Source organism: Xanthomonas euroxanthea (assembly GCF_903989455.1).
Classification (GTDB): domain Bacteria; phylum Pseudomonadota; class Gammaproteobacteria; order Xanthomonadales; family Xanthomonadaceae; genus Xanthomonas; species Xanthomonas euroxanthea.
In genome coordinates, this window is sequence record NZ_LR861803.1 from 1,835,497 (window position 1) to 1,860,715 (window position 25,219).

Below are 25,219 nucleotides of genomic sequence, written 5' to 3' on the forward strand. Positions count from 1 at the left end.
CGGTGGCCTGGACCGGCGCAGGGTGATGCAAAACATCTGACTGAAAGCCCCAGCTATCGGCAGCTGGCTCGGCACCGTCGTCCGCGATCAACCAGTCGTTTCGACCAGGCAAATAAAAAACGCATCCGTTCAAAGGGATGCGTTTTCTGATTTGACCGACACTCAGGCGACCGCAAGACCGCCAAGCAGGCGCATCAACGGCCGCGCTGCTTCTTCTTGTCGCGGGCCAGATTGCGGCCGAACTGCTTGGGCGCCGACTTGGCCAGCTGCTCGTCCTGCGACGGGAAATAATCGCCTTCCCAGCGCACGACCTGCTCGTTTTCGAAGAACACGGTGAAGTTCTTGATCTCGGTACGCGCCAGACGGTCCACGCGCTGGGTGGAGGTGTAGTCCCAGCGCTGCGAATGGAACGGGTCGGGAATCGAGGGGGTACCCAGCAACGCGCTGACCTGCTGCTTGCTCTGGCCTACCTGCAGTTGCTCCACGGCATTCTGTTTGATCAGATTGCCCTGGTAGATCGGCTGCTTGTAGATGATGCCGCAGCCAGCGGTGGAAAGAGCAACGGCGGCGACCAGCAGGAGATTACGCATCGGGGATTAAGTGCTGAGGAAATCACGCCGATGATACACTCCCGCCGGTCGCCGCGACCCGTTTGATGGCAGCTGGCGCTAAATCGCCAATGAACGGAGAACATATGGAAACCCACGACCTGCGCAAAGTCGGGCTCAAGGTGACCCATCCGCGGATGCGGATCCTGGAATTGCTCGAGCAGAAGAGCAACCAGCACCACCTCAGCGCAGAAGACATCTATCGGCAGCTGCTCGATCATGGCGACGAAATCGGTCTGGCCACGGTGTATCGGGTGCTGACCCAGTTCGAGGCTGCGGGCCTGGTGCTGAAGCACAATTTCGAAGGCGGCCAGGCGGTCTATGAGCTGGATCGCGGCGGCCATCACGACCATATGGTGGACGTGGACACCGGCCACGTGATCGAGTTCGAGAGCGAAGAGATCGAGGCCTTGCAGCGTCAGATCGCCGCCCAGCATGGCTACGAGCTGGAAGAGCACTCGCTGGTGCTGTACGTGCGCAAGAAGCGCCCGCGCTGACGGCAAGCCAGTGGCATTGCGGCAACGACAAGGCGGCTTCGGCCGCCTTGTGCGTTTGCAGCCATCGGCTGCCCGGCCACCCCGAGCTCTGCCGGCGCCACGCCCATCTGCTCAGGCGCTCTGCAGCAGCTTGCGTGCCGCCGCGCGGGCTTCCTTGCTGACTTCCACCCCGCCCAGCATGCGCGCCAGTTCTTCCTGGCGGGCCTGCGGGCCGAGCAGTTCGACCGCGCTCTGGGTCATGCCGTCCACCGGCGCCTTGCTGACCCGATAGTGCGCATGGCCCTTGGCGGCCACCTGCGGCAAGTGGGTCACGCACAGCACCTGGCGCTCTTCGCCCAGGGCGCGCAGCTTCTGCCCGACGATATCGGCCACCGCGCCGCCGATGCCGGAATCGACCTCGTCGAAGACCATGGTCGGCACGCTGTCCAGACCGAGGGCGGCGACCTCGATGGCCAGTGAAATCCGCGACAGCTCGCCGCCGGAGGCGACCTTGCGCAATGCGCGGGGCGGCTGCCCGGCATTGGCGGCGACCAGGAACTCCACCCGCTCGGCGCCATTGGGATCCGGGCGCAGGGTGTCCTGCGGCTGCAGCTGGATCAGGAACTGCCCACCGCCCATGCCCAGCTCGCCGATCAGCGTGGTGGTGGCGGCCGACAGGGCCTCGGCAGCGGCCGTGCGGCTGGCGCTGAGGGTGCTGGCTGCACCGCGCCAGACGCCGATTGCCGCCTCGATGTGCTTGTCCAGCTGCTGCAGGCGCTCGTCGGCGCCGCGCAGGCTTTCCACTTCCAGGCTCATGCGCTCGCGCTGGGCGGCCAGCTCGTCCGGGGTGACGCGATGCTTGCGCGCCAGATCGTGCAGGCGGCCGAGCCGGCGCTCCATCGCCTCGAACTGGGCCGGGTCGGCCTCCAGGTCGTCGCGCACGCGGTCGAGCAGGGCCAACGCCTCTTCGATCTGGATGACCGCGCTGTCCAGCAGCGCATCGACCTCGCCCAGGCGTGGCTCGTGCTCGGCCACGCGCGCCAGGTCGTGGCGGCTGTCCTGCAGCAGGCCCAGCGCGCAGGCGCCGTCGTCGCCATTGAGCTGCAGGGCCACGCTGTCGCAGGCGCCGATCAAGGCGGTGGCATGCGCCTGGCGGCGGTGATTGACGTCCAGCGCGGCGATCGCGGCCGGGTCCAGGTCCTCGCGTTCCAGTTCGCCGAGCTGGTGTTCCAGAAAATCGATGCGGTCGGAGACATCGCCTTGCGCGGACAGCGCGTCGCGCTCGTCCAGCAAGGCCTGCCAGCGCTGGCTGGCCTGGCGCACCTGCTCGCGCTGCGCGCCGTTGCGGGCGTAGGCGTCGAGCAGGGCGAGCTGGCTGTGGCGGGCCATGAGGGCCTGGTGTTCGTGCTGGCCATGGATCTCCACCAGCCGCGAAGCCAGTTCCGCCAGTTGCGAGGAGGTCACCGGGCGGCCGTTGATCCAGGCACGCGAGCCGCCATCGGCACGGATGACCCGGCGCAGCTGGCATTGCGCATCGTCGTCGAGTTCGTTGTCCGACAGCCAGGTCAGGCCCGGGTGCTGGGCCGGCAGCTGGAATTCGGCCGACAGTTCGGCGCGGTCGGCGCCGTGGCGGACCACGCCGCTGTCGGCGCGCAGCCCGGACAGAAAGCCCAGGGCGTCCACCATCAGCGACTTGCCGGCGCCGGTTTCGCCGGAAACCACGGTCATGCCTGGCCCGAATTCCAGTTCGGTGGCGCGGACGACGGCGAAATCCTTGATGGAGAGGTGTCTGAGCATGGGGTCGAGTGTGAACGCTTTGGGGAAGCTTAGGGTGGGAGCGGCGGGCAGGGAATAAGACGCTTGCCAACCGCAGGGCCAGACATTATCTATGCCCAGTCTCACCGGATGATCCCATGCGCGCGTCACAGTCCCCAACGCTCGACCCCCGCGCTCGCCAGCTGCTGCGGACGCTGATTGCCCGCTATATCCGCGACGGCGAGCCGGTGGGCTCCAAGACGCTGGCCCAGCACGCGGGACTGGACGTCAGCCCGGCCACCATCCGCAACATCCTGGCCGATCTGGAGGACGTGGGGCTGCTCAGCTCTCCGCACACATCGGCCGGGCGGGTGCCTACCGCGCACGGGTACCGGGTGTTCGTCGACAGTCTGGTGCAGATGCAGCCACCGGGCGAGGAGGAGGTGCGGCGCCTGCGCGCGGAGCTTGCCAGCGGCAACGGCACCCAGTCGCTGCTGGGCAGTGCCTCGCAGATGCTGTCGGCGATGAGCCATTTCGTCGGCGTGGTCAGCGCGCCGCGGCGCGAGCAGTTCGCGTTCCGGCACATCGACTTCGTGGCGCTGGACGCCCGGCGGGTGCTGGCGATCCTGGTGTTTGCCGACAACGAGGTGCAGAACCGGGTGATCGAGCCGCGCCGGGCCTACGAGCCGGCCGAGCTGGAGCGGGTGGCCAATTACCTCAATGCGCAATTTGCCGGGCGCGCGCTGGCGGACATCCGCGCCAGCCTGTTGCGCGAGTTGCGCCTGGCCAAGAACGAGATGGAGCAGTTGCTGGCGCACAGCGTGGACCTGGCCAGCGAGGCGCTGGTACCGGCCGATGCCGACGACATGGTGATGGCCGGGCAGACCCGCCTGATGGGCGTGCAGGACCTGTCGGACCTGGACCGGCTGCGCGAGCTGTTCGAGGCCTTCGCCAGCAAGCGCGAGATCCTGCAGCTGCTCGAACGCACCATCCAGGCGCCGGGCGTGCGCATCTTCATCGGCGAGGAGACCGGCATGGTGTCGCTGGACGACGTCTCGCTGGTCACCGCGCCGTACGCCGCCAATGGCCAGGTGCTGGGCGTGCTGGGCGTGATCGGGCCCAAACGCATGGCCTACGACCGGGTGATTCCGCTGGTGCAGACCGCCGCCCAGGTGCTGGGCGCGGCGATGGAACCGCCCGGCACGCGATAAGCGGCAACGATCGATACGATCATTTTGCTTGAAACGCGCGTGCGCGCCCACATACGGGGTGACGTTGGGGCGGGCGTTCCGCTTGCCCGGGAACTGCACATGAACCAAGACCACCCCGAATTCGACTCCGAAGACCTGTCCCAGAACCCACCCGAGACCGATCCGCTCAAGGCCGAGATCGAGTCGCTGCGCAGCGAGATCGCGCTGGTCAAGGCCGATGCCCTGCGCGAGCGTGCCGATCTGGAGAACCAGCGCAAGCGCATCGCCCGTGATGTCGAGAACGCGCGCAAATTCGCCAACGAAAAGCTGCTGGGCGAGCTGCTGCCGGTGTTCGACAGCCTGGACGCCGGCCTGACCGCGGCCGGCACCGAGCCCAGCCCGCTGCGCGATGGCCTGGACATGACCTACAAGCAGCTGCTCAAGGTTGCGGCCGACAACGGCCTGACCCTGCTCGACCCGGTCGGCCAGCCGTTCAACCCGGACCAGCACCAGGCCATCAGCCAGGGCGAGGCCGAGGGCATCGCCCCGGGCCACGTGGTGCAGGTGTTCCAGAAAGGCTATCTGCTCAACGAACGTCTGCTGCGCCCGGCCCTGGTGGTCGTGGCCAAGCACGACTGAACCGTGGCGCCCGGCTGAACTGCCGGGCGCATGCGCGAAACGCAGATTCGTGCAGGTGGCTTGAACACCCGCGCACCACCCCCACATCTCAGCCAGACCCGGCGTCGCCGGACACAGCTAAAGAATCATCAGGAGCGTATCCATGGGCAAGATCATTGGTATTGACCTCGGCACCACGAACTCGTGCGTGTCGATCATGGACGGCGGCAAGGCCCGCGTCATCGAAAATTCCGAGGGCGATCGCACCACGCCTTCGATCGTCGCCTACACCAAGGACGGCGAAGTCCTGGTCGGTGCCTCGGCCAAGCGCCAGGCAGTGACCAACCCCAAGAACACCTTCTACGCGGTGAAGCGCCTGATCGGCCGCAAGTTCACCGACGCCGAAGTGCAGAAGGACATCTCGCACGTTCCGTACGGCATCCTCGCCCACGACAACGGCGATGCCTGGGTGCAGACCAGCGATGGCAAGCGTATGGCGCCGCAGGAAATCTCCGCCCGCGTGCTGGAAAAGATGAAGAAGACCGCCGAGGACTTCCTGGGCGAGAAGGTCACCGAGGCCGTGATCACGGTGCCGGCCTACTTCAACGACAGCCAGCGTCAGGCCACCAAGGACGCCGGCCGCATCGCCGGTCTGGACGTCAAGCGCATCATCAACGAGCCGACCGCTGCAGCCCTGGCCTATGGCCTGGACAAGAAGGGCGGCGACCGCAAGATCGCCGTGTACGACCTGGGCGGCGGCACCTTCGACGTGTCGATCATCGAAATCGCCGAAGTTGACGGCGAGAAGCAGTTCGAAGTGCTGGCCACCAATGGCGACACCTTCCTCGGCGGCGAAGACTTCGACAACCGCGTCATCGAGTACCTGGTCGACGAATTCAACAAGGATCAGGGCATCGATCTGCGCAAGGATCCGTTGGCGCTGCAGCGCCTGAAGGACGCCGCAGAGCGCGCCAAGATCGAGCTGTCGACCAGCCAGCAGACCGAAGTGAACCTGCCGTACGTCACCGCCGATGCCTCGGGCCCGAAGCACCTCAACATCAAGTTGACCCGTGCCAAGCTCGAAGCGCTGGTGGAGGACCTGGTCAAGAAGTCGATCGAGCCGTGCCGCACCGCGTTGAACGATGCCGGCCTGCGCGCCAGCGACATCAACGAAGTGATCCTGGTCGGCGGTCAGACCCGCATGCCGAAGGTGCAGCAGGCGGTTGCCGATTTCTTCGGCAAGGAACCGCGCAAGGACGTCAACCCGGACGAAGCCGTGGCCGTGGGCGCTGCGATCCAGGGCGGCGTGCTGGCCGGCGACGTCAAGGACGTGCTGCTGCTGGACGTGACCCCGCTGTCGCTGGGTATCGAAACCATGGGCGGCGTGTTCACCAAGATCATCGAAAAGAACACCACCATCCCGACCAAGGCCTCGCAGACCTTCTCCACCGCCGAGGACAACCAGTCGGCCGTGACCGTGCATGTGTTGCAGGGTGAGCGCGAGCAGGCCCGCTTCAACAAGTCGCTGGCCAAGTTCGACCTGTCCGGCATCGAGCCGGCCCCGCGCGGCATGCCGCAGGTGGAAGTGTCCTTCGACATCGACGCCAACGGCATCCTGCACGTGTCGGCCAAGGACAAGAAGACCAACAAGGAGCAGAAGGTCGAGATCAAGGCCGGTTCGGGCCTGTCGGACGAAGAGATCCAGCGCATGGTCGCCGATGCGGAAGCCAACCGCGAGGAAGACAAGAAGTTCCAGGAACTGGTGCAGGCCCGCAACCAGGCCGATGGCCTGATCCACGCCACCCGCACCGCGATCACCGAGCATGGCAGCAAGGTCGGTGGCGATGTGATCGGCAAGGTGGAAGCGGCGCTGTCGGATCTGGAAACCGCCATGAAGAGCGACGACAAGGTGCAGATCGAGGCCCGCAGCAAGACCCTGGAAGAAGCCGGCCAGTCGCTGTACGCCGCCGCTGCCGCGGCAGAGCAGGGCGGCAACGCCGATGCGGCCAGCGGCAACGCGCAGGCCTCCAAGGCCGCCGACGACGTGGTGGACGCCGAGTTCACCGAAGTCAAGGACGACAAGAAGGCGTGAGTGGGGAATAGGGAATCGAGAATGGGAGGAGCGGTGCTGCGGCATCGCTCCTTCCCGTTGTCTGATCCTTCCACTTTCGATTGCGATTTACTGAGGATGTACGCTTTGAACGATTCCCGTCTCCCGATTCCCGATTCCCTGTCATGAGCAAACGCGATTACTACGAAGTGCTGGGCGTTGCCCGTGGCGCCAGCGACGAGGAGCTGAAGAAGGCGTATCGGCGCTGTGCGATGAAGCACCACCCGGACCGCAATCCCGGCGACGCTGCTGCCGAAGCGATGTTCAAGGAGTGCAAGGAAGCCTATGAGGTGTTGTCGGACGGCAACAAGCGCCGCGCCTACGATGCGCACGGCCACGCTGCGTTCGAGCACGGCATGGGCGGTGGTGGCGGGCCGGGTGGCCCGGACATGGGAGATATCTTTGGCGATATCTTCGGCAATATTTTCGGCGGTGGCGCCGCCGGTCCGCGCGCTGCGCGACGTGGTGCCGACGTCGGTTACGTATTGGAACTGGATCTGGAAGAAGCCGTTGCCGGCATCGAACGCCGCATCGAGATCCCGACCCTGATCGAGTGCGAGCCCTGCCATGGCAGTGGTTCGGAAGACGGCAAGGTGGAAGTGTGCGGGACCTGCCACGGACGCGGCCAGGTCCGCATCCAGCGCGGCATCTTCGCCATGCAGCAGAGCTGCCCGCATTGCGACGGGCGCGGCACGCTGATCCAGAATCCGTGCAAGACCTGCCACGGCGCCGGTCGCGTGGAAGAAGACAAGGTGCTGTCGATCAAGGTGCCTGCCGGCGTGGATACCGGCGACCGCATCCGCCTGGCCGGCGAGGGCGAAGCCGGCCCGGCCGGCACGCCGCCGGGCGATCTGTATGTGGAAGTGCGCGTGCGCGAGCATGCGATCTTCCAGCGCGACGGCGACGACCTGCATTGCGAAGTGCCGATCCGTATTTCGCAGGCGGCGCTGGGCGACACCGTGCGCGTGGCCACCCTGGGCGGGGAGGCGGAAATCCGCATTCCCGCCGAAACCCAGACCGGCAAGCTGTTCCGGTTGCGTGGAAAGGGCGTGCGCTCGGTGCGCAGTCGCAGCGAAGGCGATCTGTATTGCCGCGTGGTGGTCGAAACGCCGGTGAACCTGACCGCCGACCAGCGCGAGTTGCTGCAGCAGTTCGAAGCCACGTTCACCGGCGAGGATGCGCGCAAGCATTCGCCCAAGTCGGCTACCTTCATCGATGGCGTCAAGGGCTTCTGGGATCGGATGACGTCCTGAGGCTGGGAATCGGGAATCGGGAATCGGGATCGGGGAATCGTAAGAGCGGTGTGGCCGGAGCGGTGCGCCATTTTGGCGATTCGGGATGTGCGGGAGCGGATGAATGCTCCCGAATGTCCGGAAAGTTGAATGACTGAGCGAGGTTCTCCAGACGAATGCCGGCCCCGGGGCCGGCATTTGCGTTCTTGCGGCAGGAGCCGGCGCAGATCGGAGGCGATATCGACTGCTGCCAGCGCACGGACCGGCCTGGCGAGGACTGGCTTGGCGACGGTAGGCGTAGCGGCGAGCGGACGACGGTCGCATCGATCGAAGGTGGGCGCGCCGTGGCGCTGGCGTAAAATGCTGCGATGAACAATGCCCCCGACAGTCATCTGGTCCACGGCCGCCGCCAGCGTCCGGATGGTCCTTCGCCGATCGATGTGATCTCGGTCCAGTCGCAACTGGTCTACGGCCATGCCGGCAACAGCGCGGCGGTGCCACCGCTGCGTGCGCTGGGCTTGCGGGTGGCGGAAGTGCCGACCACGCTGCTGAGCAATGCGCCGTTCTACGCCACCTTGCGCGGCCGCATCCTGCCGGCCGACTGGTTGGCCGACCTGCTGCTGGGGGCGAGCGAGCGCGGCCTGCCGCAGCGTGCCCGCATGCTGGTTTCCGGCTATTTCGGCAGCCTGGCCAATGGCGAGGCGTTTGCCGACTGGCTGGAGCAGACCCTGCCGCAGGCCCCGCAACTGCGTTATTGCCTGGATCCGGTGATCGGCGACACGCACACCGGCCCGTATGTCGAACCCGGACTGGAGCGCGTGTTCGCCGAGCGGCTGTTGCCGCATGCCTGGCTGGTGACGCCGAATGCGTTCGAGCTTGGGCGACTGACCGGTTTGCCCAGTCTGAAGCAGGACGATGCCGTCGTTGCCGCGCGCGCATTGCTGGCGCGCGGTCCGCAGTGGGTGCTCGCGCACAGCGTGGCCGGTGCGGCAGGTGAGCTGGTGACCCTGGCGGTCAGCAACACGGCGGTGTATCGCTGGGCCACGCCGCATCTGCCGGTGGATGTGGCCGGCACCGGCGATGTGCTGATGGCCTTGCTGATCGGTTTCCTGCTGCGCGATATGCCGTTCGAGCAGGCGGTGGGGCATGCGCTCAGCGGCGTGCATGGTGCACTGGAAGCCACATTGGATGCAGGCGTCGAGGAGTTCGATGTGCTGGCCGCCGCACCGGCCGCACTCGCGGCTGCCCCGCGTTTTGCGCTCGAGCGATTGGCATGATGGCGCAGCCGGTGGTCGGCATCGTCGGCATCGCCGGTGCCTACGGACGCTGGCTGGCGCAGTTTTTGCGCACGCGCCTGGGGCTGGAGGTGATCGGCTTCGATCCGGCCGGTGCCGGCGACATGGACGAGGCCACCTTGGCGCAGCGTGCGGACGTGCTGATCTTTTCTGCGCCGATTCGCCACACCGCCGCATTGATCGCGCGTTATGTGGACCTTGCCGGCCCGCGTGCCGCGTCGCAGTTGTGGATGGATGTCACCTCGATCAAGCAGGCGCCGGTTGCCGCGATGCTGGCATCGCCGGCCGAGGTCGTCGGCCTGCATCCGATGACCGCACCGCCCAAATCGCCCACCTTGAAAGGGCGGGTGATGGTGGTCTGCCAGGCACGGTTGCAGCAGTGGTCGGCATGGGTGCAGATGCTGTGCACCGCGCTGCAGGCCGAGTGCGTGTACGCCACGCCCGAGCACCACGACCGCGTGATGGCGCTGGTGCAGGCGATGGTGCACGCCACCCATCTGGCGCAGGCCGGCACCTTGCGCGACTACGCGCCGCTGCTGGGCGAACTGCGCGCGCTGATGCCGTATCGCTCGGCCTCGTTCGAGCTGGATAGCGCTGTGATCGCGCGCATCCTCTCGCTCAATCCGGCGATCTATGAAGACATCCAGTTCGGCAACCCGTACGTGGGCGAGATGCTCGACCGGCTGTTGCTGCAGCTGCGCGAATTGCGCGCGCTGGTCGCGCAAGGCGACGATGCGGCGCGCGCGCAGTTTCGCGCCCGGTTTCTGGACGACAACGCGCAGGCGCTACGCGGCGAGTCGCTGGCTGCGGGCAACTACACCTATGAGCGCGTGGGCTACCTGCTGGCCGACCTCACCGAGCCGTTGACCGTGAGCGTCTACCTGCCGGAAGACCAGCCCGGTTCGTTGCGTGCGCTGTTGCATGTGTTCGAGCAGCATGGGGTGAATCTGTCGTCGATCCACTCGTCGCGCACGCCGGTGGGCGAGTTGCATTTCCGCATCGGGTTCGAGCCGGACAGCGATCGCGCGGCGCTGGCGCAGGCAGCCAGCGACATCGACCGCAGCGGCATCGGGCGGGTGCTGGAGCGTTCCGATCGCACCGGGTAGCCACGATCCACAGCCGGCCTGATCGATGCCGATATCGCGGCGTGCGACCTGCGGCGATCCATGTTGGCTGACTGAACCGCATGCGATGCGCCGAGGGCGATATGGGGGCAATACCGGGTGTGGCCGGGCACGACGCCAAGTGCTTGCCACAGCGGTTTCATCCACACAGGGTGTGGATGAAACCTGCACAAGCATGTGGATAACCGCGTGCAGCCCTTGCACTGCAAGGGTTGCCGCCCGGGTGGTCAAAAAATGACCAGCGTCATCTCAGGACGTGGACAGCCGTAACTCGCCACCATCGGTGATGAAGCGCTGGCCCTGCCGCTGCAGGCGGCGGCCATCGGGGAGTTCGTAGCGTGGCGCAGCGCGCGACTGCATCTGGGCTTGCTGCCCGTTGCGGGATTGGGGCTCGTCGCGGAATTCGATGATGACGTAGGACTCGCCATCTGCACCGATTGCGGGAAATTGCCGGAACGACATACGCACCTCCGAAAGAATCAGGGACGTCGTGCGAGCTGCCAGGGATCGCACCACCGGCGCCGGGCCGGCCGAAGCGAGCATGCGCAGGCAGGTGTTACCCGGGCGTCATTGCGCGATGCGGCAAGTTTGGCGAGCCAACCACCAGCCCGTTCACCGGCTCAGCTGCAACGCATCCCGATCGGCCGTCGCCGCCGCCAGCTCTGCACGCGCCGAGGCAATGCGCGCCTGCGCATCGATCAGGCGCACGCGGGCATCGTTGGCGGTTTCCTCGCGCTGGTTGACCAGGAAGAAATCGCCCGACCCCAGCTCGAAGCGGCGGCGCTCGGCGGCTGCCAGACGGTCGGCCAGGGCGCGTTCTTCGTCGGCGATCTTGGCCAGCCGTTCGGCGGCGGTGAGCGAGATGACGATCGACTCGACCTCCACCGTGATCTGGTCACGCAGGTAACGGCTGCGCTGATCCAGCGCCTCGATCTCGGCGCGTGCTTCGGCGACCCGGCCCTTGGCGGCGCGGTTTTCCAGCGGCACGCTGAAGCGGAAGCCGATGATCGCATCGGTCGGCGAGCGGTTCGGGCCGCCGACACCGGGCGCCCCGAGGTCCTTGCTGACCTCGAAACTCACATCCAGGCGTGGCTTGAGGTCGTTCTGCGCCAGCATCAGCCGTGCAGTGGCCTGATCGATGCGGGTCAGCACCGCGCGGTAATCGGGGCGCTCCACCGGTGCGGTGATCTTGCTGGCGCCGGCCAGACCTTCCAGCGCCGACGTATCGGCCGGCAGGCGTTCGGTGGACACGATCAACGGCATTCCCGCTTCATCGCGCAGGTACAGCGACAAGGCATTGGCAGCATTGGCGAAGTCCTGCTCCGAGCGCACCACCAATGCGCGTCGGCGGACCAGGTTCTGGTCGTTTTCGGTCAGCAGGATGGTGGGCCGCGCACCCAGTGTCACCTGCCGGGAAATCGCATTGCGGCGCTGCTCGGCCAGCTGCAGCAGGTCGTTGTACGCGCGCAGCTTCAGGCCGGCCGCGACCCAGCTCTGGTAGGCGTCCACCGCGCGGCGTTGCACACCGATGGCGACCATTTCCGCTTCGTATTGCGCGACATCGATATCGGCACCGGCAACGCTGCGGCGAGTGCGGCGCTCGTCGACCACCCGGTCGCGCAGCAGCGCATACAGCGCGCCGACCTTCACTTCGCCGCCGCGGTCGGTGTAGGACTTGTCTTCGTAGACCGGGAAGGAACCACGCGAGGAGCGGTAACCACCGTAGTAATAGCCGCCGTTGTCGTCGAACGGGCGCTTGACGGTGCTTTCGATCGCGCTGCCGTCGTAGTAGCCGGCCTCGCGCGAGCGGCCGTCGATATCGAACACGGTGTCGAACGCGCCATCGGCCGAGATGCCCTTGCCTTCGGCCTGGCGGACCTTGGCCAGCGACTCGATGATCTGCGGAGAAGCGCGGGCAGAGGAGCGCAGCACTTCATCCAGCGTCAGCGCGGTGGTCTGGGCGGCAACCACGCCCGGTACGAGCGCGACCAGCAGGACGACAAGACGGCGGATCATTTCTTGCCGGTCTCGTCGTCTTCGGACTTGCCGGCCGACGCCGGCTTGGCCTTGCCCTCATCCTGCGTCGTCGTCGCCGACGGGCGGCGGCCGAACTCCAGCGGGAAATTATTGAGCTGGCGCCACAGTTCGTAGCCCACCTTCACCGTTTCGCCCTGTACCCAGCCGCGCACCTTGCCGCCCTGGCGGGCGAATTCCTGCGCCGGCCAGGCCGGCTTGCCCGGCTGCGGTTCGACCAGGATGCGGAACAATCCGTCGGGTGCGGCATTGGGGTCGATGGCGCGGACGCGACCATCGAACATGCCGTGCGCCACCGACGGCCAGCCGCTGAACTGGATCGCCGGCCAGCCCTCGAACTCCAGCCGCACTGGGCGACCGGGGCGGATCAGCGGCACGTCGCGGCCGTCGATGTACAGCTCGACCGCACGTTCCACCCGCTCCGGCGCGATCACCGCCAGCACCGTGCCGGGCGAGACCATCGCGCTGCCGCTGGCGGCGTTGAGCTGCTGCACGCGGCCATCGCGCGGTGCGCGCACCAGCTGCGCCGACTGACGGTTCAACTGGATGTCGATGCGGGTCAGCTTGGCACGCGATTCGGCCAGCTTGGCATCGGCTTCGGCCACCTTGATCTGGGTCAGCTCGTAGTCGCGGCGGCCGGCCAGGCCTTCGGCGAGCAGCTGGCGGCTGCGTTCCACATCGATACTGGCGACCGCGCGCGATTGCTGGATGGCGCTGATTTCCGCCGCCACCTGCGCACGCTCGCTGGCAAGACGGGCCAGCAGGTCCGGGTCGAGGTCGCCGACGCGGGCGATCGGGTCGCCCTTGGCGACGTGCTGACCATCGTGTACATACCAGCGCTCCACCCGGCCCGGCACGAAGGCGGTGACCTGCTGCTGGCGGTCACCCGGGTCCAGCGCCACCACCTGGCCCTTGCCGCTGGCGGTCTGCACCCAGGGCGCGAACGCCAGGATGGAACCGGCGATGGCCACGCCGATCAGCAGCATCCACGCCAACACCTTGGCGATGCTGGGCGGGCGCATGGATGCCAGGGTGGGGAAGTGCGCGATCCGGTCAGAGGCGTGCTGCATCGTCGGCCTCCTGCGTGGATGCGATCAGGTCGGCGCGCGTGGCGTAGCGCTGCTGGCGCTCCGGTTCCAGGCGGAACCAGCCATCCAGGGTGATGTCCTCCGGCCGGCCGGTGCACAGCAGGACCGTGGTGCCGGCCTGCTTCAGCTGCCGCAGCACCCGGGTCAGGCGTTCGGCCGGCAGCAGGTCGTACAGCTGCGACAGCATCAGCACGCGCGGACGCACCAGCAATGCGTTGGCCAGTTTCAGCGCCATCACTTCGCCGATCCACAGCGGGTAGCCGGAGGCGGCAAGCCGGGTGTCCAGGCCTTGCGGCAGCGCGGCGATGCGCGCGCGCAGCCCCACCGTATCGATGGCTTCGAGCATCGTCTCGGAGGTCACCTCGGCCGAGGCCATCGACAGGTATTCGCGGATGGTGACCTCGACGATGGTTGGCCGATCGAGCACGGTCACTTCAGAGCGCAGCAGGTACATGTCGAAGGTGGCCATGTCGGCGCCGCCGACCATCACCAGCCCGCGGTCCGGGACGACATGGCGCTTGAGCACCATCGCCAGCAGACGTTCGGCGCCGCCGTCGGCCAGCGTCACCAGTTGTTCGCCGGCCTCCAGCGCGAAATCGAAGCGCGCCCCCTCGATCACCACCCCGTCCAGGCGCACGGCACTGTTGCCGGGGATCTTGCCCGCGGCAGCCACCGGGCGCTCCTGCGGAATGGCATACAGCACCGACAATTCCTCGGCGCTGGCCACCAGGTCGTAGAACACGTCCAGGTAGGTGCCCAACTGCGCGATGCCGTAGAACACCGCGCTGAGGATCAGCTCGGCGGCCACCAGCTGGCCGATCGACAGTTCGCCACGCAGGATCAGGCTGCCGCCCAGTGCCAGCAGCGCCGCGCTGGCGACCGCGTAGGTGAGCAGGAACGCCACCGTCTGGGTGAAGGTGTAGCGGAAATGGCGCCGATGCCGGGCGACGTAGGTGGCGGTCACCGCTTCGGAGCGCTCCATCGCGAAGTTGAGATGGCGGCTGGATTTGTAGAAGCCGTTGGAGCCACCCACGCTTTCCAGCCAGTGCGCCGCGTTGTGCTTGGCGTGGCTCAGTTCCACCGCCGAGCGGATCGAGCCGCGCGACCAGATCATCCAGATCGCGAAGATGATCAGCAGCAGCAGCGCGTTGAAGCCGAGGAAGAACGGGTGATAGAAGCTGGTGACGATCAGGCCCACCGCCGATTGCAGCACGATGGTGAAGGCACCGACAGCCAGGCTGGGCACCGCTTTTTGCACCACCACCAGATCGAAGTAGCGGTTGAATACGTCGCCACGGTTCTGGTCGGCGAAGAACGGGTTCTGCGCATGCACCGCGCGCACGGTGATTTCGGCCACCACCCGCGCAAACAGGCGGCGCTCGAACAGCGCCATCATCCACACCCGCATCGCGCTGAGCGCCGCCACCAGCAACAGCAGGCCCAGCAACAGGCTGGACAGGGTCCACAGCGGAGTGGGCAGCGCGGTGTTGGCGACGCTGTTGATCAGCAACTGCACAGAGATCGGCGTAGCCAGCGACAGCAGGCTGATCGCGACCCCGTACACCATGGCCAGGCGCACATAGGGCATGTCCGGCCCGACGATCTCCGCCAGCCAGGCTCCCGCTTCCCGCCATCCGATCTGCTTGCCCGCCATTCGATTTCCGTTGATGAGTTCAATGAAGCATTGACGAGTTGCAGTTGGCGAACAAGGCAGCAGCGCTTATTCGACGCATAGGATTTTCCTATGCGGCCACCGCACGCAGAAGATCGGCAATCAGCCCGAAGGCCGGCGCGCGTCCTGCGCCTTGCCGCCACAGCAGACCGATCTCCCTATAGTAGCGTCCGCCTTTGATCGGCCGTACGACAACATCGTCGCCCTCGCGGATCTCCTGGCGCACATACAGGTCTGGCAGTAATGCAAGACCCATGCCCATCCCGGCCATCTGGCGGATCGCATCCAGGCTGGTGCCTTCGTAATCGCGCAGGACATTGGCGCCGACGTCCATGGCGATCGCCGCGACCTGTTCGGCCAGGCGGTATTCGGGCATCAGGGTGAGCAGGTTGGCGCCGCGCAGATCGGCCGGCGTGATGCAGGCCTTGGCACGCAGGGGGTGATCGGCGGCCATGGTCACGTGCAGCGGTTCGCGGAACAGGCGCTCGCTGTGCAGGCCGCGCCCGGCCACCGGCAGCTGCGCCAGGATCAGGTCGTGCACGCCGCTGGCCAGACCGCTGGCGAGCACGGTCGGCAGGCCTTCGCGCACGTGCACGCGCAGTGCCGGGTGTTCGCGATGCAGGCGCGCGACCAGGCTCGGCATCAGGTAGGCGCCCAGCGTGGGCGACACGCCCAGCCGGATGGTGCCGATCAAGGTGTCGGCCGAGGTGGCGCGGACGTCTTCCAGATCGGCCACGTCCAGCAGGATGCTGCGCGCGCGATCGAGCAGGTCGCGCCCCAGCGGCGTCAGGATGGCCGGCACGCCACGCTCGAACAGCGCGGCGCCGACGATGGTTTCCAGCGCACGGATCTGCTGCGACAACGAGGGTTGCGACACGCCCATCTGCTCGGCGGCGCGGGTGAAGCTGCCGGTGTCGGCGAGCGCGACGAAATAACTGAGCTGGCGAATGGTGGTTCTGGGGCGGGGCATGCGGGATGTCGTCAGGGGTGGGGCGCGTGGGGGCGCAGGGTCGGCCCGGGCCGCTGCCGCGGACACCCCGGCATGACAGCACATGCCGGTGTCACCCAGGCGTCACTGATCGATGAACTGCAGCCGCGCCAGTTCGGCGTACAGGCCGCCTTCGGCGATCAATTGCGCATGCGTGCCCTGCGCGACGATGCGGCCGGCCTCCATCACCACGATGCGGTCGGCCTTGAGCACGGTGGCCAGGCGATGGGCGATGACCAGCGTGGTGCGGCCTTCCATCAAGCGGTCCAGCGCCTGCTGCACCGCGCGTTCGCTCTGCGCATCCAGCGCGCTGGTGGCCTCGTCCAGCAGCAGGATCGGCGCGTCCTTGAGCAGGGCGCGCGCGATCGCCACACGCTGTTGCTGGCCGCCCGACAGGCGCGTGCCGCGTTCGCCGAGTTCGCTGGCGTAGCCCTGCGGCAGGGCGCGGATGAACCCATCGGCCTCGGCGGCCGCCGCGGCGGCTTGCACCTCCGCGTCGCTGGCGTCCAGGCGCCCGTAGCGGATGTTGTCGGCGGCGCTGGCGGCAAACAACGTGGGTTGCTGCGGCACCAATGCAATCCGTTCGCGCAGCAGCACCGGGTCGGTCTGGCGCAGGTCCACCTCGTCGATGCGCAGTCTGCCGCTGACCGGGTCGTGGAAGCGCAGCAACATCGCCAGCACCGTGCTCTTGCCGGCACCGGAGGGCCCGACCAGCGCCACGGTTTCGCCCGGATGGACATGCAGGTCGAAGCCGTCCAGCGCCGGCGCATCGGGGCGCTGCGGATAATGAAACACCACCTGGTCGAAATGGATCGCACCACGCAGCGGCTGCGGCAAGGGCTGCGGCGTGGCCGGCGCGACGATCGCCGGTTGCTCGTCGAGCAATTCGCCGACCCGGCCCATGCCGCCGGCCGCGCGCTGCAACTCGTTCCAGACCTCGGCCAGCGCACCCACCGAGCCGCCACCGATCAGTGCGTACAGCACGAACTGTCCCAGCGTGCCGGGCGTCATGCGTCCGGCGATCACATCGTGCGCGCCCAGCCACAGCACACCGACGATGGCGCCGAAGATCAGCATGATCGCCACCGCAGTGACCATGGCCTGGGTACGGATGCGCAGCCGTGCGGTATCGATTGCGGCGAACAGGGCCTGGCTGAAACGCTGGCTCTCGTAGCGCTCGCGCGCATGCGCCTGCACGGTGCGCACCGCGCCCAGCGTTTCGGCCGCCAGCGTGTTGGCATCGGCCACGCGGTCCTGGCTGGCGCGCGAGATCTTCTGCAGGCGGCGTGCGCCCAGCACGATCGGCAGCACCGCCAGCGGAATGCCGATCAGGGTGAAGCCGGCCAGCCGCGGGCTGGTGACGAACAGCATCACCATGCTGCCGATCACCGTGACCGAGCTGCGCAGCGCCACCGACATGGTGGTGCCGATCACCCCGCGCAGCAGCTCGCTGTCGGCCGACAGCCGCGAGACCAGCTCGCCACTGCGGCTGCGATCATGAAAGCCGGCGTCCAGCCCGATCAGATGCGCATACAGGCGGCCGCGCAGATCGGCGACCACCTTTTCGCCCAGCAGCGCGACGAAATAGAAGCGCGCGGCCGTTGCCACCGCCAGCACCACCGCCACGGCGAACAGCAGCGCGAAGGCGTGGTTGATCTGCGAGCCGCCGGAAAACCCATGGTCGATCATCTGCTTGACTGCCGCCGGCAGGCTCAATGTGGCGGCCGAGGAAATGGCCAGTGCGATCAGCCAGGCGGCGAACAGGCCACGCTGGCGCTGCACGAACGGCCACAAGGTGCGCAGGCTGCCAAGCTTCCGCAATGGGTTGGGCCTGGCGGCGGCTGGCTGGTTCATGCGGCTTCCGGTGATGAGAGATGGACACGGTTGCGAGTGGCGTCGCACAGGCGTGTTTTCAAGCTGGCCAGTTGATCGGCAGGCAGTTGCACGCGCAGCGCGGCGCCCTGCGCGTCGAAACGTTCATCCAGCTTGTCGGCGCGGAAGGCGCTCAAGGCAGCATGCACCAGGCCCAGGTCGTCGAACTGACACTGCAGATCAAGCAGCGACAACGCAATCAACGGCTGTCGCGTCGCCAACCGCAGGCATTCGGCTGCGGTGCCGCCGTAGGCACGCACCAGCCCGCCGGCACCGAGCTTGATGCCGCCATACCAACGGGTGACCACCACGACCACGCGGTCGTAGCCCTGGCCATCGATGGCCGCGAGGATTGGCCGCCCGGCGGTGCCGCTGGGCTCGCCATCGTCGCTGGACCGGTAGTCCTGCCCGTAGCGATAGGCCCAGCAATTGTGGGTGGCATCGGCGACGGACACGCGCTGCACGATCTCCAGCGCCTGCGCGGGAGAGTCCAGTGCCGCAGCATTGGCCACAAAGCGACTGTGCTTGATGTCCAGGCTGTGGTGCGCGTCAGCGGCGAGGGTATCGAGCATCGTCGCCATTCTATGCGAGCCGGTCGTGCCGGACGCTGCGGCCGTCGTGACTGCCGTTGCAAGCCGGCAGATCGAGGGTGTTCGATGATGCATTGAGACGGGCTGGGCGCGCGATGGGCGCGCGCAGTCCCCGGGGGTGCGGTTAGCGCAGGCGCTGCCGTTTTACACCAGGGTGGAGCGGCGCTTCTCGTCGATCCACTTGGAGGCCTGCGCCGGCGTGTAGTGCTGCATCCACTCCAGCATCTGCTCGATGTCGGCGCCGTACCACAGGTCGGTGCGCTGGTCCGGATGCAGGAAGCGTTCTTCCACCATTCGGTCGATCATGCCGATCAGCGGCGCGTAGAAGCCTTCGATATCCAGGAACGCACAGGGCTTGTTGCCGATGCCCAGCTGCCGCCAGGTCAGCATCTCGAAGATCTCTTCCATGGTGCCGAAGCCGCCGGGCAGGGCGACGAACGCATCGGACAGCTCGAACATGCGCATCTTGCGCGCATGCATGGAGCCGACGATTTCCAGCGTGGTCAGCCCACGGTGCGCCACTTCCCAATCGGCCAGCTGCTGCGGAATCACCCCGGTCACCTCGCCACCGGCTGCCAGCACCGCATTGGCCACGGTGCCCATCAGACCCACATTGCCCCCGCCATACACCAACCGCAGTCCCTGCGCGGCGATGCGCTGCCCCAACGCAGTGGCACGCTCGGCGTAGGCGGGTTTGTTGCCGGCATTGGAGCCGCAGTAGACGCAGATGCTTTTCATGGGAACGGGAATCGGGAGTTGGGAATAGGGAATGTGTCGAAGCACAGCGGAAGCCAGAACGCATGACGCCGGACCTAAGTCCGGCGTCAGCATGAGGAGTGAGGTAATGGGAATGCTTCTACGATTCCCGATTCCCCACTCCCGATTCCCGGCTTAGTTAGCCTTATGAATCGCGCGCTTGCTCACTGCCATTGCGGCATCGTGAACCGCCTCGGACAGCGTCGGGTGCGCGTGGCAGATGCGTGCCAGGTCGTCGGCCGAGCCGTTGAATTCCATCGTCAGCACGCCTTCGTGCACCAGCTCGGACACGCCCACGCCGACCAGGTGCATGCCCAGCACACGGTCGGTCTCGGCGTCGGCGATGACCTTGACGAAGCCGGCCGGCTCGCCCATGGCCACCGCACGGCCGATCGCCGCGAACGGGAAGCTGCCGGCCTTGTAGGCGACGCCTTCGGCCTTGAGCTGCTGCTCGGTCTTGCCGACCCAGGCAATCTCCGGCTCGGTGTAGATGACCCACGGGATGGTGTCGAAGTTGACGTGGCCGGGCAGGCCGGCGATCAGCTCGGCCACCGCGATGCCTTCCTCGAAGCCCTTGTGCGCCAGCATCGGGCCGCGCACGCAGTCGCCGATCGCCCACACGCCATCGACGCCGGTGTGGCAATGCCCGTCCACTTCGATCTGGCCACGCTCGTTGAGCTTGACGCCGGTGCCCTCGGCCAGCAGGTTCTTGGTCGCGGCCTTGCGGCCCACGGCCACCAGCAACTTGTCCACGGTCAGGGTCTGCTCGCCGGCAGCGTCGGTGTAGCTGACCACCACCTGCTTGGCATCGCCGCTGCCGGTGATCTCGGTCTTGCTGACCTTGGCACCGAGCTTGATGTCCAGACCCTGCTTCTTGAATTCCTTCAGCGCGGTCTTGGCCACTTCGGCATCAGCCAGCGCCAGGAAGTCCGGCAGTGCCTCGAGGATGGTGACCTCGGCGCCCAGGCGCTTCCACACGCTGCCCAGCTCCAGGCCGATCACGCCGGCGCCGATCACTGCCAGACGCTTGGGAACGGCGGTGAAATCCAGGCCGCCGACGTTGTCGACGATGGTGTCGCCTTCGAACTTGGCGAACGGCAGCTCGATCGATTCCGAACCCGGCGCCAGGATTACGTTGGTGCCCTTGAGCTCGATCTCGCCGCCTTCGTGCTGGGCGACCTTGACGATGTTGCCCGGCAGCAGCTGGCCGAAGCCGTAAAACGGGGTGATCTTGTTCGCCTTGAACAGCATCGCGATGCCGCCGGTGAACTGCTTCACGATCTTGTCCTTGCGGCTGATCATGGTGGGCACGTCCATCTTGGCGTCGTTGAAGCTGATGCCGTGGTCGCCGAACAGGTGGCCCATGTTCCAGAACTGGCGCGAGGAATCCAGCAGCGCCTTGGACGGAATGCAGCCCACGCGCAGGCAGGTGCCGCCCAGTGCAGGCTTGCCATCCTTGCCGATGGCCGCGTCGATGCAGGCGACCTTCATGCCCAGCTGGGCCGCGCGAATCGCAGCGTGATAACCGGCCGGACCGGCACCGATGACGACGACGTCGAATTGTTCGCTCATTTCATTTGCTCACGGGAATGGGGAGTAGGGAATGGGGAATCGCAACAGCGCATGCGCCGCTCGCGTCCCATCCGAGTCAAGGCGGGAATGGAGCGGTCGACGGGTGCTTGCCCATTCCCCAATCTCCATTCCCGATTCCCGGCTCTTACAGACCGAACAACATCCGGCCCGGGTTTTCCAGCTGATTCTTGATGTCGACCAGGAACTGCACCGAATCCTTGCCGTCGATGATGCGGTGGTCGTAGGACAGCGCCAGGTACATCATCGGCGCGATCACGACTTGGCCGTTCTCGGCGATCGGACGTTCCTTGATCGCGTGCATGCCCAGGATGGCGCTCTGCGGCGGGTTGATGATCGGGGTGGACAGCAGCGAGCCGAAGGTGCCGCCGTTGGTGATGGTGAACGTGCCGCCCTGCAGGTCGTCCAGGCCCAGCTTGCCGGCGCGCGCCTTGGCGGCGTAGTCGGCGATGCCCTGCTCGACATCGGCGAACGACTGGCGCTCGACGTTACGCAGCACCGGCGTGACCAGGCCCTTGTCGGTGGACACCGCGATCGAGATATCGCTGTAGCCGTGATAGATGATGTCGTCGCCGTCGATCGAGGCGTTGACCAGCGGGAAGCGCTGCAGCGCGTTGGCGGCGGCCTTGACGAAGAAGCTCATGAAGCCGAGCTTGATGCCGTGCGCCTTCTGGAACTCGTCCTGCAGTTCCTTGCGTGCGGCCGACACCTTGGCCAGGTTCACTTCGTTGAAGGTGGTCAGCATCGCGGTGGAGTTCTTGGACTCCATCAGGCGCTTGGCGATGGTCTTGCGCACGCGGGTCATCGGCACGCGCTCTTCCGGACGGGCGCCGGACGCCTTGCCCACGCCGCCGGCCTTGGCGAAGTTGACGATGTCTTCCTTGGTCACCGCGCCACGACGGCCGGTGCCTTCGACCTGGGCCGGATCCACGCCCTGGGTGATCGCGGAAAAACGCGCACCCGGGGGCAGGGCATCGGCAGCCGACTTGGAGGCAGCAGCAGGCGCCGCGGCGGCAGCCGGGGCCGGCGCGGCGGCCGGTGCAGCAGCGGCAGGTGCCGGTGCATCGGCCTTCTTCTCCTCGGCCGGTGCGGCCGCAGCCACGGCGCCTTCCTCGATGATCGCCAGGATCTGGTTGCTGGTGACGGTGCTGCCGGCTTCGAACTTGATTTCCTTCAGCACGCCGTCGACCGGCGAAGGAACTTCCAACACGACCTTGTCGGTTTCCAGGTCGACCAGATTCTCGTCGCGCTTGACCGCTTCACCGGCCTTCTTGTGCCAGCTGGCGATGGTGGCGTCGGAAACGGATTCGGGCAGTACCGGAACTTTGACTTCGGTGGCCATTCGGGGAGCGTCCTAGGGTTTTCGTTCTTTGGGGAAGAGGAGTTATTCAGCGACTTGGTCGTTGAACGGATTGAGTAGCGCATCGGCGACCAGCTTCTGCTGTTCGACGATGTGGTCGGCCATATGGCCGGCGGCAGGCGAGGGCGAACGGGCACGGCCGGCGTAATGCAGGCTCTGGCCGCTGGCCAGGCAGAAGTTCAGGTGGTGGCGGATCTGGTACCACGCACCCTGGTTCTGCGGTTCTTCCTGGCACCACACCACGTCGGTGGCGTTGGCATAGGCCTTGAGCTCGGCGGCCAGCTGCGCACGCGGGAACGGATACAGCTGCTCCACGCGCAGGATGGCGACGTCGTCCTGGCCACGCTTGGTCTGGTCTTCGAGCAGGTCGTAATAGACCTTGCCCGAGCACAGCACCACGCGCTTGACCTTGCCGGCATCGGCCTTGGCGTCGGGGATCAGATGCTGGAACTCGCCTTCCGCCAGTTCTTCCAGGCTCGACACCGCCAGCTTATGGCGCAGCAGCGACTTGGGCGTCATCACCACCAGCGGCTTGCGGGTGGTCATGCGCATCTGCCGGCGGATCATGTGGAAGCACTGCGCCGGGGTGGTCGGCACGCAGACCAGCATGTTCTCCAACGCGCACAGCTGCAGGAAGCGCTCCAGACGCGCGGAGCTGTGCTCCGGGCCCTGGCCTTCGTAGCCGTGCGGCAGGAACAGCGACAGGCCCGCGATGCGGCCCCACTTGGCTTCGCCGGCGGCGATGAACTGGTCGATCACCACCTGCGCGCCGTTGGCGAAATCGCCGAACTGGGCTTCCCAGATGCACAGTGCATTCGGGTCGGTGGTGGAGTAGCCGTACTCGAAGCCCATCACTGCTTCTTCGCTGAGCAGCGAGTCGATGATGGTGGCGTCCTCGGGGTTCTGCACCAGTTGGCGCAGCGGCAAGTAGTAGCTGTCGGTCTTCTGGTCATGCAGGATCGCGTGACGGTGGAAGAACGTGCCGCGACCGGCGTCCTGGCCGACCAGGCGCAGCTTGTGGCCTTCGGCCAGCAAGGTGGCGTAGGCCAGGTTCTCGGCAAAGCCCCAGTCGCCGGCCTGGTCGCCGGCGGACATCTTGACGCGGTCTTCGTAGATCTTGGCCACGCGGGCATGCAGCTCCACGCCTTCCGGGATCGTGGTGATCAGCTTGGCCAGACGATCCAGCTGCTCGCGCTTGACGCGGGTATCGACCGGATCGGCAGCGGTGCCGACCAGGTACTTGGACCAGTCGATGGCGAATTCGTCCGGCTTGCGCGTCGCCAGTTCGGTGGTGTATTCGCCCGAATCGAGCTTGTTGCGGTAGCCGTCGACCAGCGCCTTGGCCTCGTCGGCGCTCAGCACGCCGTCGCTTTCCAGCTTGGCGGCGTACAGCTCGCGGGTGGTCTTGTGCTTGCGGATGGTCTGGTACATCACCGGCTGGGTCGCTGCCGGCTCGTCGGCCTCGTTATGGCCCCAACGGCGGTAGCAGACCAGGTCGATGACCACGTCCTTCTTGAACTGCTGGCGGAATTCGTAGGCCAGCTTGGACACGAACATCACCGCATCCGGGTCGTCGCCGTTCACGTGGAAGACCGGTGCGCCGATCATCTTGGCCACGTCCGTGCAGTACAGCGTGGAACGGGCGTCGTCGCGGGCGCTGGTGGTGAAGCCGATCTGGTTGTTGACCACGATGTGCACGGTGCCGCCGACCGCGAAACCGCGCGCCTGCGACATCTGGAACAGCTCCATCACCACGCCCTGGCCGGCGAATGCGGCATCGCCGTGGATCAGGATCGGCAGCACGGTCTTGCGCTCGGCATCGCCGAAGCGTTCCTGGCGCGACCGCACGCTGCCGACCACGACCGGGTCGACGATTTCCAGGTGCGAGGGATTGAAGGCCAGTGCCAGATGCACCTGCTTGTCGCCACCGACCGCGATGTCGGCCGAGAAGCCCATGTGGTACTTGACGTCGCCGGTGTGCGCGCGGTCGTCGTGGGCGTGCTCGAACTTGCCTTCGAACTCGTCGAACAGCTTGCGCGGGTTCTTGCCCAGCGTATTGACCAGCACGTTGAGACGGCCGCGGTGGGCCATGCCGATCACGATGTCCTTGACCTGATCGTTGCCGGACTGGCGAATGATCTCGTCCATCATCGGGATCAGCGCGTCGCCGCCTTCCAGCGAGAAGCGCTTCTGGCCGACGTACTTGGTGTGCAGGTAGCGCTCCAGGCCTTCGGCAGCGGTGAGCCGCTCCAGCGTGCGCTTGCGGCTGGCCGCGTCGCCGGCGATCTTGCCGCCGGCATCTTCCAGGCGCTTGTAGATCCACTGGCGCTGGTCGAATTCCTGGATGTGCATGAACTCTGCGCCGATGGTGCTGGCGTAGGTCGCCTTCAGGCGGGTCAGCAGATCCTTCAGCTTCATGCGCGGCTGGCCGCCGACGCCGCCGGTGCTGAACTCACTGTCCATATCCGCCTGCGACAGGCTGTGGAACGGCAGGTCCAGATCGGGCGGGTTGACCGGCGGGGTCAGGCCGAGCGGGTCGAGCTGCGCGCCAAGGTGACCACGCGCACGATAGGCGGTGATCAGGCGGCCGACGTTGCGCTCGCGCTCGTCACTGGCGCCTGCGCCGGTTCCGGCATTGGCGGCCTGTTTGGAGGCGGCGAGGATGTGGGCAATGGCCGCCGAGTGCGGCACATCACCGGCATCGCGACCCTTGAAGCCATCGAAATAGCTCTTCCACTTCGGGTCGACACTGTCCGGGGCGACGAGGTACTGCTCGTACAGATCCTCGATATAGGCGGCGTTGCCGCCGGCGAGCTGCGATGACTGTGCGAACTGCTTTAGGAGATTATCCACGATGGTAA

Annotated in this window: 20 protein-coding genes; 7 read left to right on the forward strand and 13 right to left on the reverse strand. The window is 66.5% G+C overall.

What is annotated here, in order from left to right; all coding sequences use genetic code 11:
• Positions 1-194 precede the first annotated feature (194 nt).
• Positions 195-590: an outer membrane protein assembly factor BamE gene (locus tag H7A86_RS07870; RefSeq protein ID WP_039528130.1), complete on the reverse strand. Its 396-nt coding sequence runs from the start codon at positions 588-590 to the stop codon at positions 195-197.
• A 104-nt stretch (positions 591-694) separates the two neighbouring features.
• Here H7A86_RS07870 and fur point away from each other — a divergent pair, with 104 nt between their 5' ends.
• Entirely contained in the window at positions 695-1,105 is a 411-nt protein-coding gene (gene fur / locus H7A86_RS07875) for a ferric iron uptake transcriptional regulator (protein ID WP_016901564.1), read from the forward strand.
• 111 nt (positions 1,106-1,216) lie between these two features.
• On the opposite strand, the gene recN is transcribed toward fur, so the two are convergent.
• A complete protein-coding gene (gene recN / locus H7A86_RS07880; RefSeq protein ID WP_119132284.1) occupies positions 1,217-2,881 on the reverse strand; it encodes a DNA repair protein RecN in 1,665 nt (554 codons plus the stop codon).
• Between the two features lie 116 nt (positions 2,882-2,997).
• Between recN and hrcA the strand changes: the two genes are divergently transcribed.
• The 6 genes from hrcA to H7A86_RS07910 all read left to right on the forward strand — a co-directional run bounded on the left by hrcA (position 2,998) and on the right by H7A86_RS07910 (position 10,390).
• A complete protein-coding gene (gene hrcA, locus H7A86_RS07885; RefSeq protein ID WP_104583337.1) occupies positions 2,998-4,050 on the forward strand; it encodes a heat-inducible transcriptional repressor HrcA in 1,053 nt (350 codons plus the stop codon).
• Between the two features lie 99 nt (positions 4,051-4,149).
• Positions 4,150-4,668 (forward strand): nucleotide exchange factor GrpE, encoded by a 519-nt coding sequence (grpE, locus tag H7A86_RS07890; RefSeq protein ID WP_010366360.1) that lies wholly within the window; start codon positions 4,150-4,152, stop codon positions 4,666-4,668.
• A 142-nt stretch (positions 4,669-4,810) separates the two neighbouring features.
• Positions 4,811-6,739 (forward strand): molecular chaperone DnaK, encoded by a 1,929-nt coding sequence (gene dnaK / locus H7A86_RS07895; RefSeq protein WP_119132282.1) that lies wholly within the window; start codon positions 4,811-4,813, stop codon positions 6,737-6,739.
• A gap of 143 nt (positions 6,740-6,882) precedes the next feature.
• Positions 6,883-8,010: a molecular chaperone DnaJ gene (gene dnaJ, locus H7A86_RS07900; protein WP_104583336.1), complete on the forward strand. Its 1,128-nt coding sequence runs from the start codon at positions 6,883-6,885 to the stop codon at positions 8,008-8,010.
• A 347-nt stretch (positions 8,011-8,357) separates the two neighbouring features.
• Positions 8,358-9,266, forward strand: coding sequence for a pyridoxal kinase (gene pdxY / locus H7A86_RS07905; protein ID WP_119132280.1), 909 nt, complete (start codon positions 8,358-8,360; stop codon positions 9,264-9,266).
• Positions 9,263-10,390, forward strand: a complete 1,128-nt coding sequence (locus H7A86_RS07910) for a prephenate dehydrogenase (protein ID WP_119132279.1) — start codon at positions 9,263-9,265, stop codon at positions 10,388-10,390. The genes pdxY and H7A86_RS07910 overlap by 4 nt, the downstream gene beginning before the upstream one ends.
• Before the next feature lie 267 nt (positions 10,391-10,657).
• Here H7A86_RS07910 and H7A86_RS07915 read toward each other — a convergent pair whose 3' ends face one another.
• The 11 genes from H7A86_RS07915 to H7A86_RS07965 all read right to left on the reverse strand — a co-directional run bounded on the left by H7A86_RS07915 (position 10,658) and on the right by H7A86_RS07965 (position 25,211).
• Positions 10,658-10,870, reverse strand: a complete 213-nt coding sequence (locus H7A86_RS07915) for a hypothetical protein (protein ID WP_119132278.1) — start codon at positions 10,868-10,870, stop codon at positions 10,658-10,660.
• Positions 10,871-11,020: 150 nt separating this feature from the next.
• Entirely contained in the window at positions 11,021-12,424 is a 1,404-nt protein-coding gene (locus tag H7A86_RS07920; protein ID WP_104648390.1) for a TolC family protein, read from the reverse strand.
• Positions 12,421-13,512, reverse strand: a complete 1,092-nt coding sequence (locus H7A86_RS07925) for an efflux RND transporter periplasmic adaptor subunit (RefSeq protein ID WP_104648391.1) — start codon at positions 13,510-13,512, stop codon at positions 12,421-12,423. The genes H7A86_RS07920 and H7A86_RS07925 overlap by 4 nt, the downstream gene beginning before the upstream one ends.
• Positions 13,496-15,184 carry an ATP-binding cassette domain-containing protein gene (locus H7A86_RS07930; RefSeq protein WP_104583329.1) on the reverse strand — a complete coding sequence of 563 codons (1,689 nt, stop codon included), beginning with the start codon at positions 15,182-15,184 and terminating at the stop codon, positions 13,496-13,498. Before H7A86_RS07930 ends, H7A86_RS07925 begins: the two co-directional genes overlap by 17 nt.
• Before the next feature lie 88 nt (positions 15,185-15,272).
• Entirely contained in the window at positions 15,273-16,172 is a 900-nt protein-coding gene (locus tag H7A86_RS07935) for a hydrogen peroxide-inducible genes activator (protein WP_104583328.1), read from the reverse strand.
• Positions 16,173-16,274: 102 nt separating this feature from the next.
• A complete protein-coding gene (locus H7A86_RS07940) occupies positions 16,275-18,044 on the reverse strand; it encodes an ABC transporter transmembrane domain-containing protein (RefSeq protein WP_104648392.1) in 1,770 nt (589 codons plus the stop codon).
• A complete protein-coding gene (locus tag H7A86_RS07945) occupies positions 18,041-18,643 on the reverse strand; it encodes an IMPACT family protein (RefSeq protein WP_164739029.1) in 603 nt (200 codons plus the stop codon). The genes H7A86_RS07940 and H7A86_RS07945 overlap by 4 nt, the downstream gene beginning before the upstream one ends.
• 153 nt (positions 18,644-18,796) lie before the next feature.
• Positions 18,797-19,390: an LOG family protein gene (locus H7A86_RS07950; RefSeq protein ID WP_104648393.1), complete on the reverse strand. Its 594-nt coding sequence runs from the start codon at positions 19,388-19,390 to the stop codon at positions 18,797-18,799.
• A gap of 153 nt (positions 19,391-19,543) precedes the next feature.
• Positions 19,544-20,980, reverse strand: a complete 1,437-nt coding sequence (lpdA, locus tag H7A86_RS07955; RefSeq protein WP_104648394.1) for a dihydrolipoyl dehydrogenase — start codon at positions 20,978-20,980, stop codon at positions 19,544-19,546.
• Between the two features lie 145 nt (positions 20,981-21,125).
• On the reverse strand, positions 21,126-22,340 hold the full coding sequence (gene sucB / locus H7A86_RS07960; RefSeq protein ID WP_104582743.1) for a dihydrolipoyllysine-residue succinyltransferase: 1,215 nt from the start codon (positions 22,338-22,340) through the stop codon (positions 21,126-21,128).
• Between the two features lie 42 nt (positions 22,341-22,382).
• Positions 22,383-25,211 carry a 2-oxoglutarate dehydrogenase E1 component gene (locus H7A86_RS07965; protein ID WP_119132277.1) on the reverse strand — a complete coding sequence of 943 codons (2,829 nt, stop codon included), beginning with the start codon at positions 25,209-25,211 and terminating at the stop codon, positions 22,383-22,385.
• Positions 25,212-25,219: the final 8 nt, after the last annotated feature.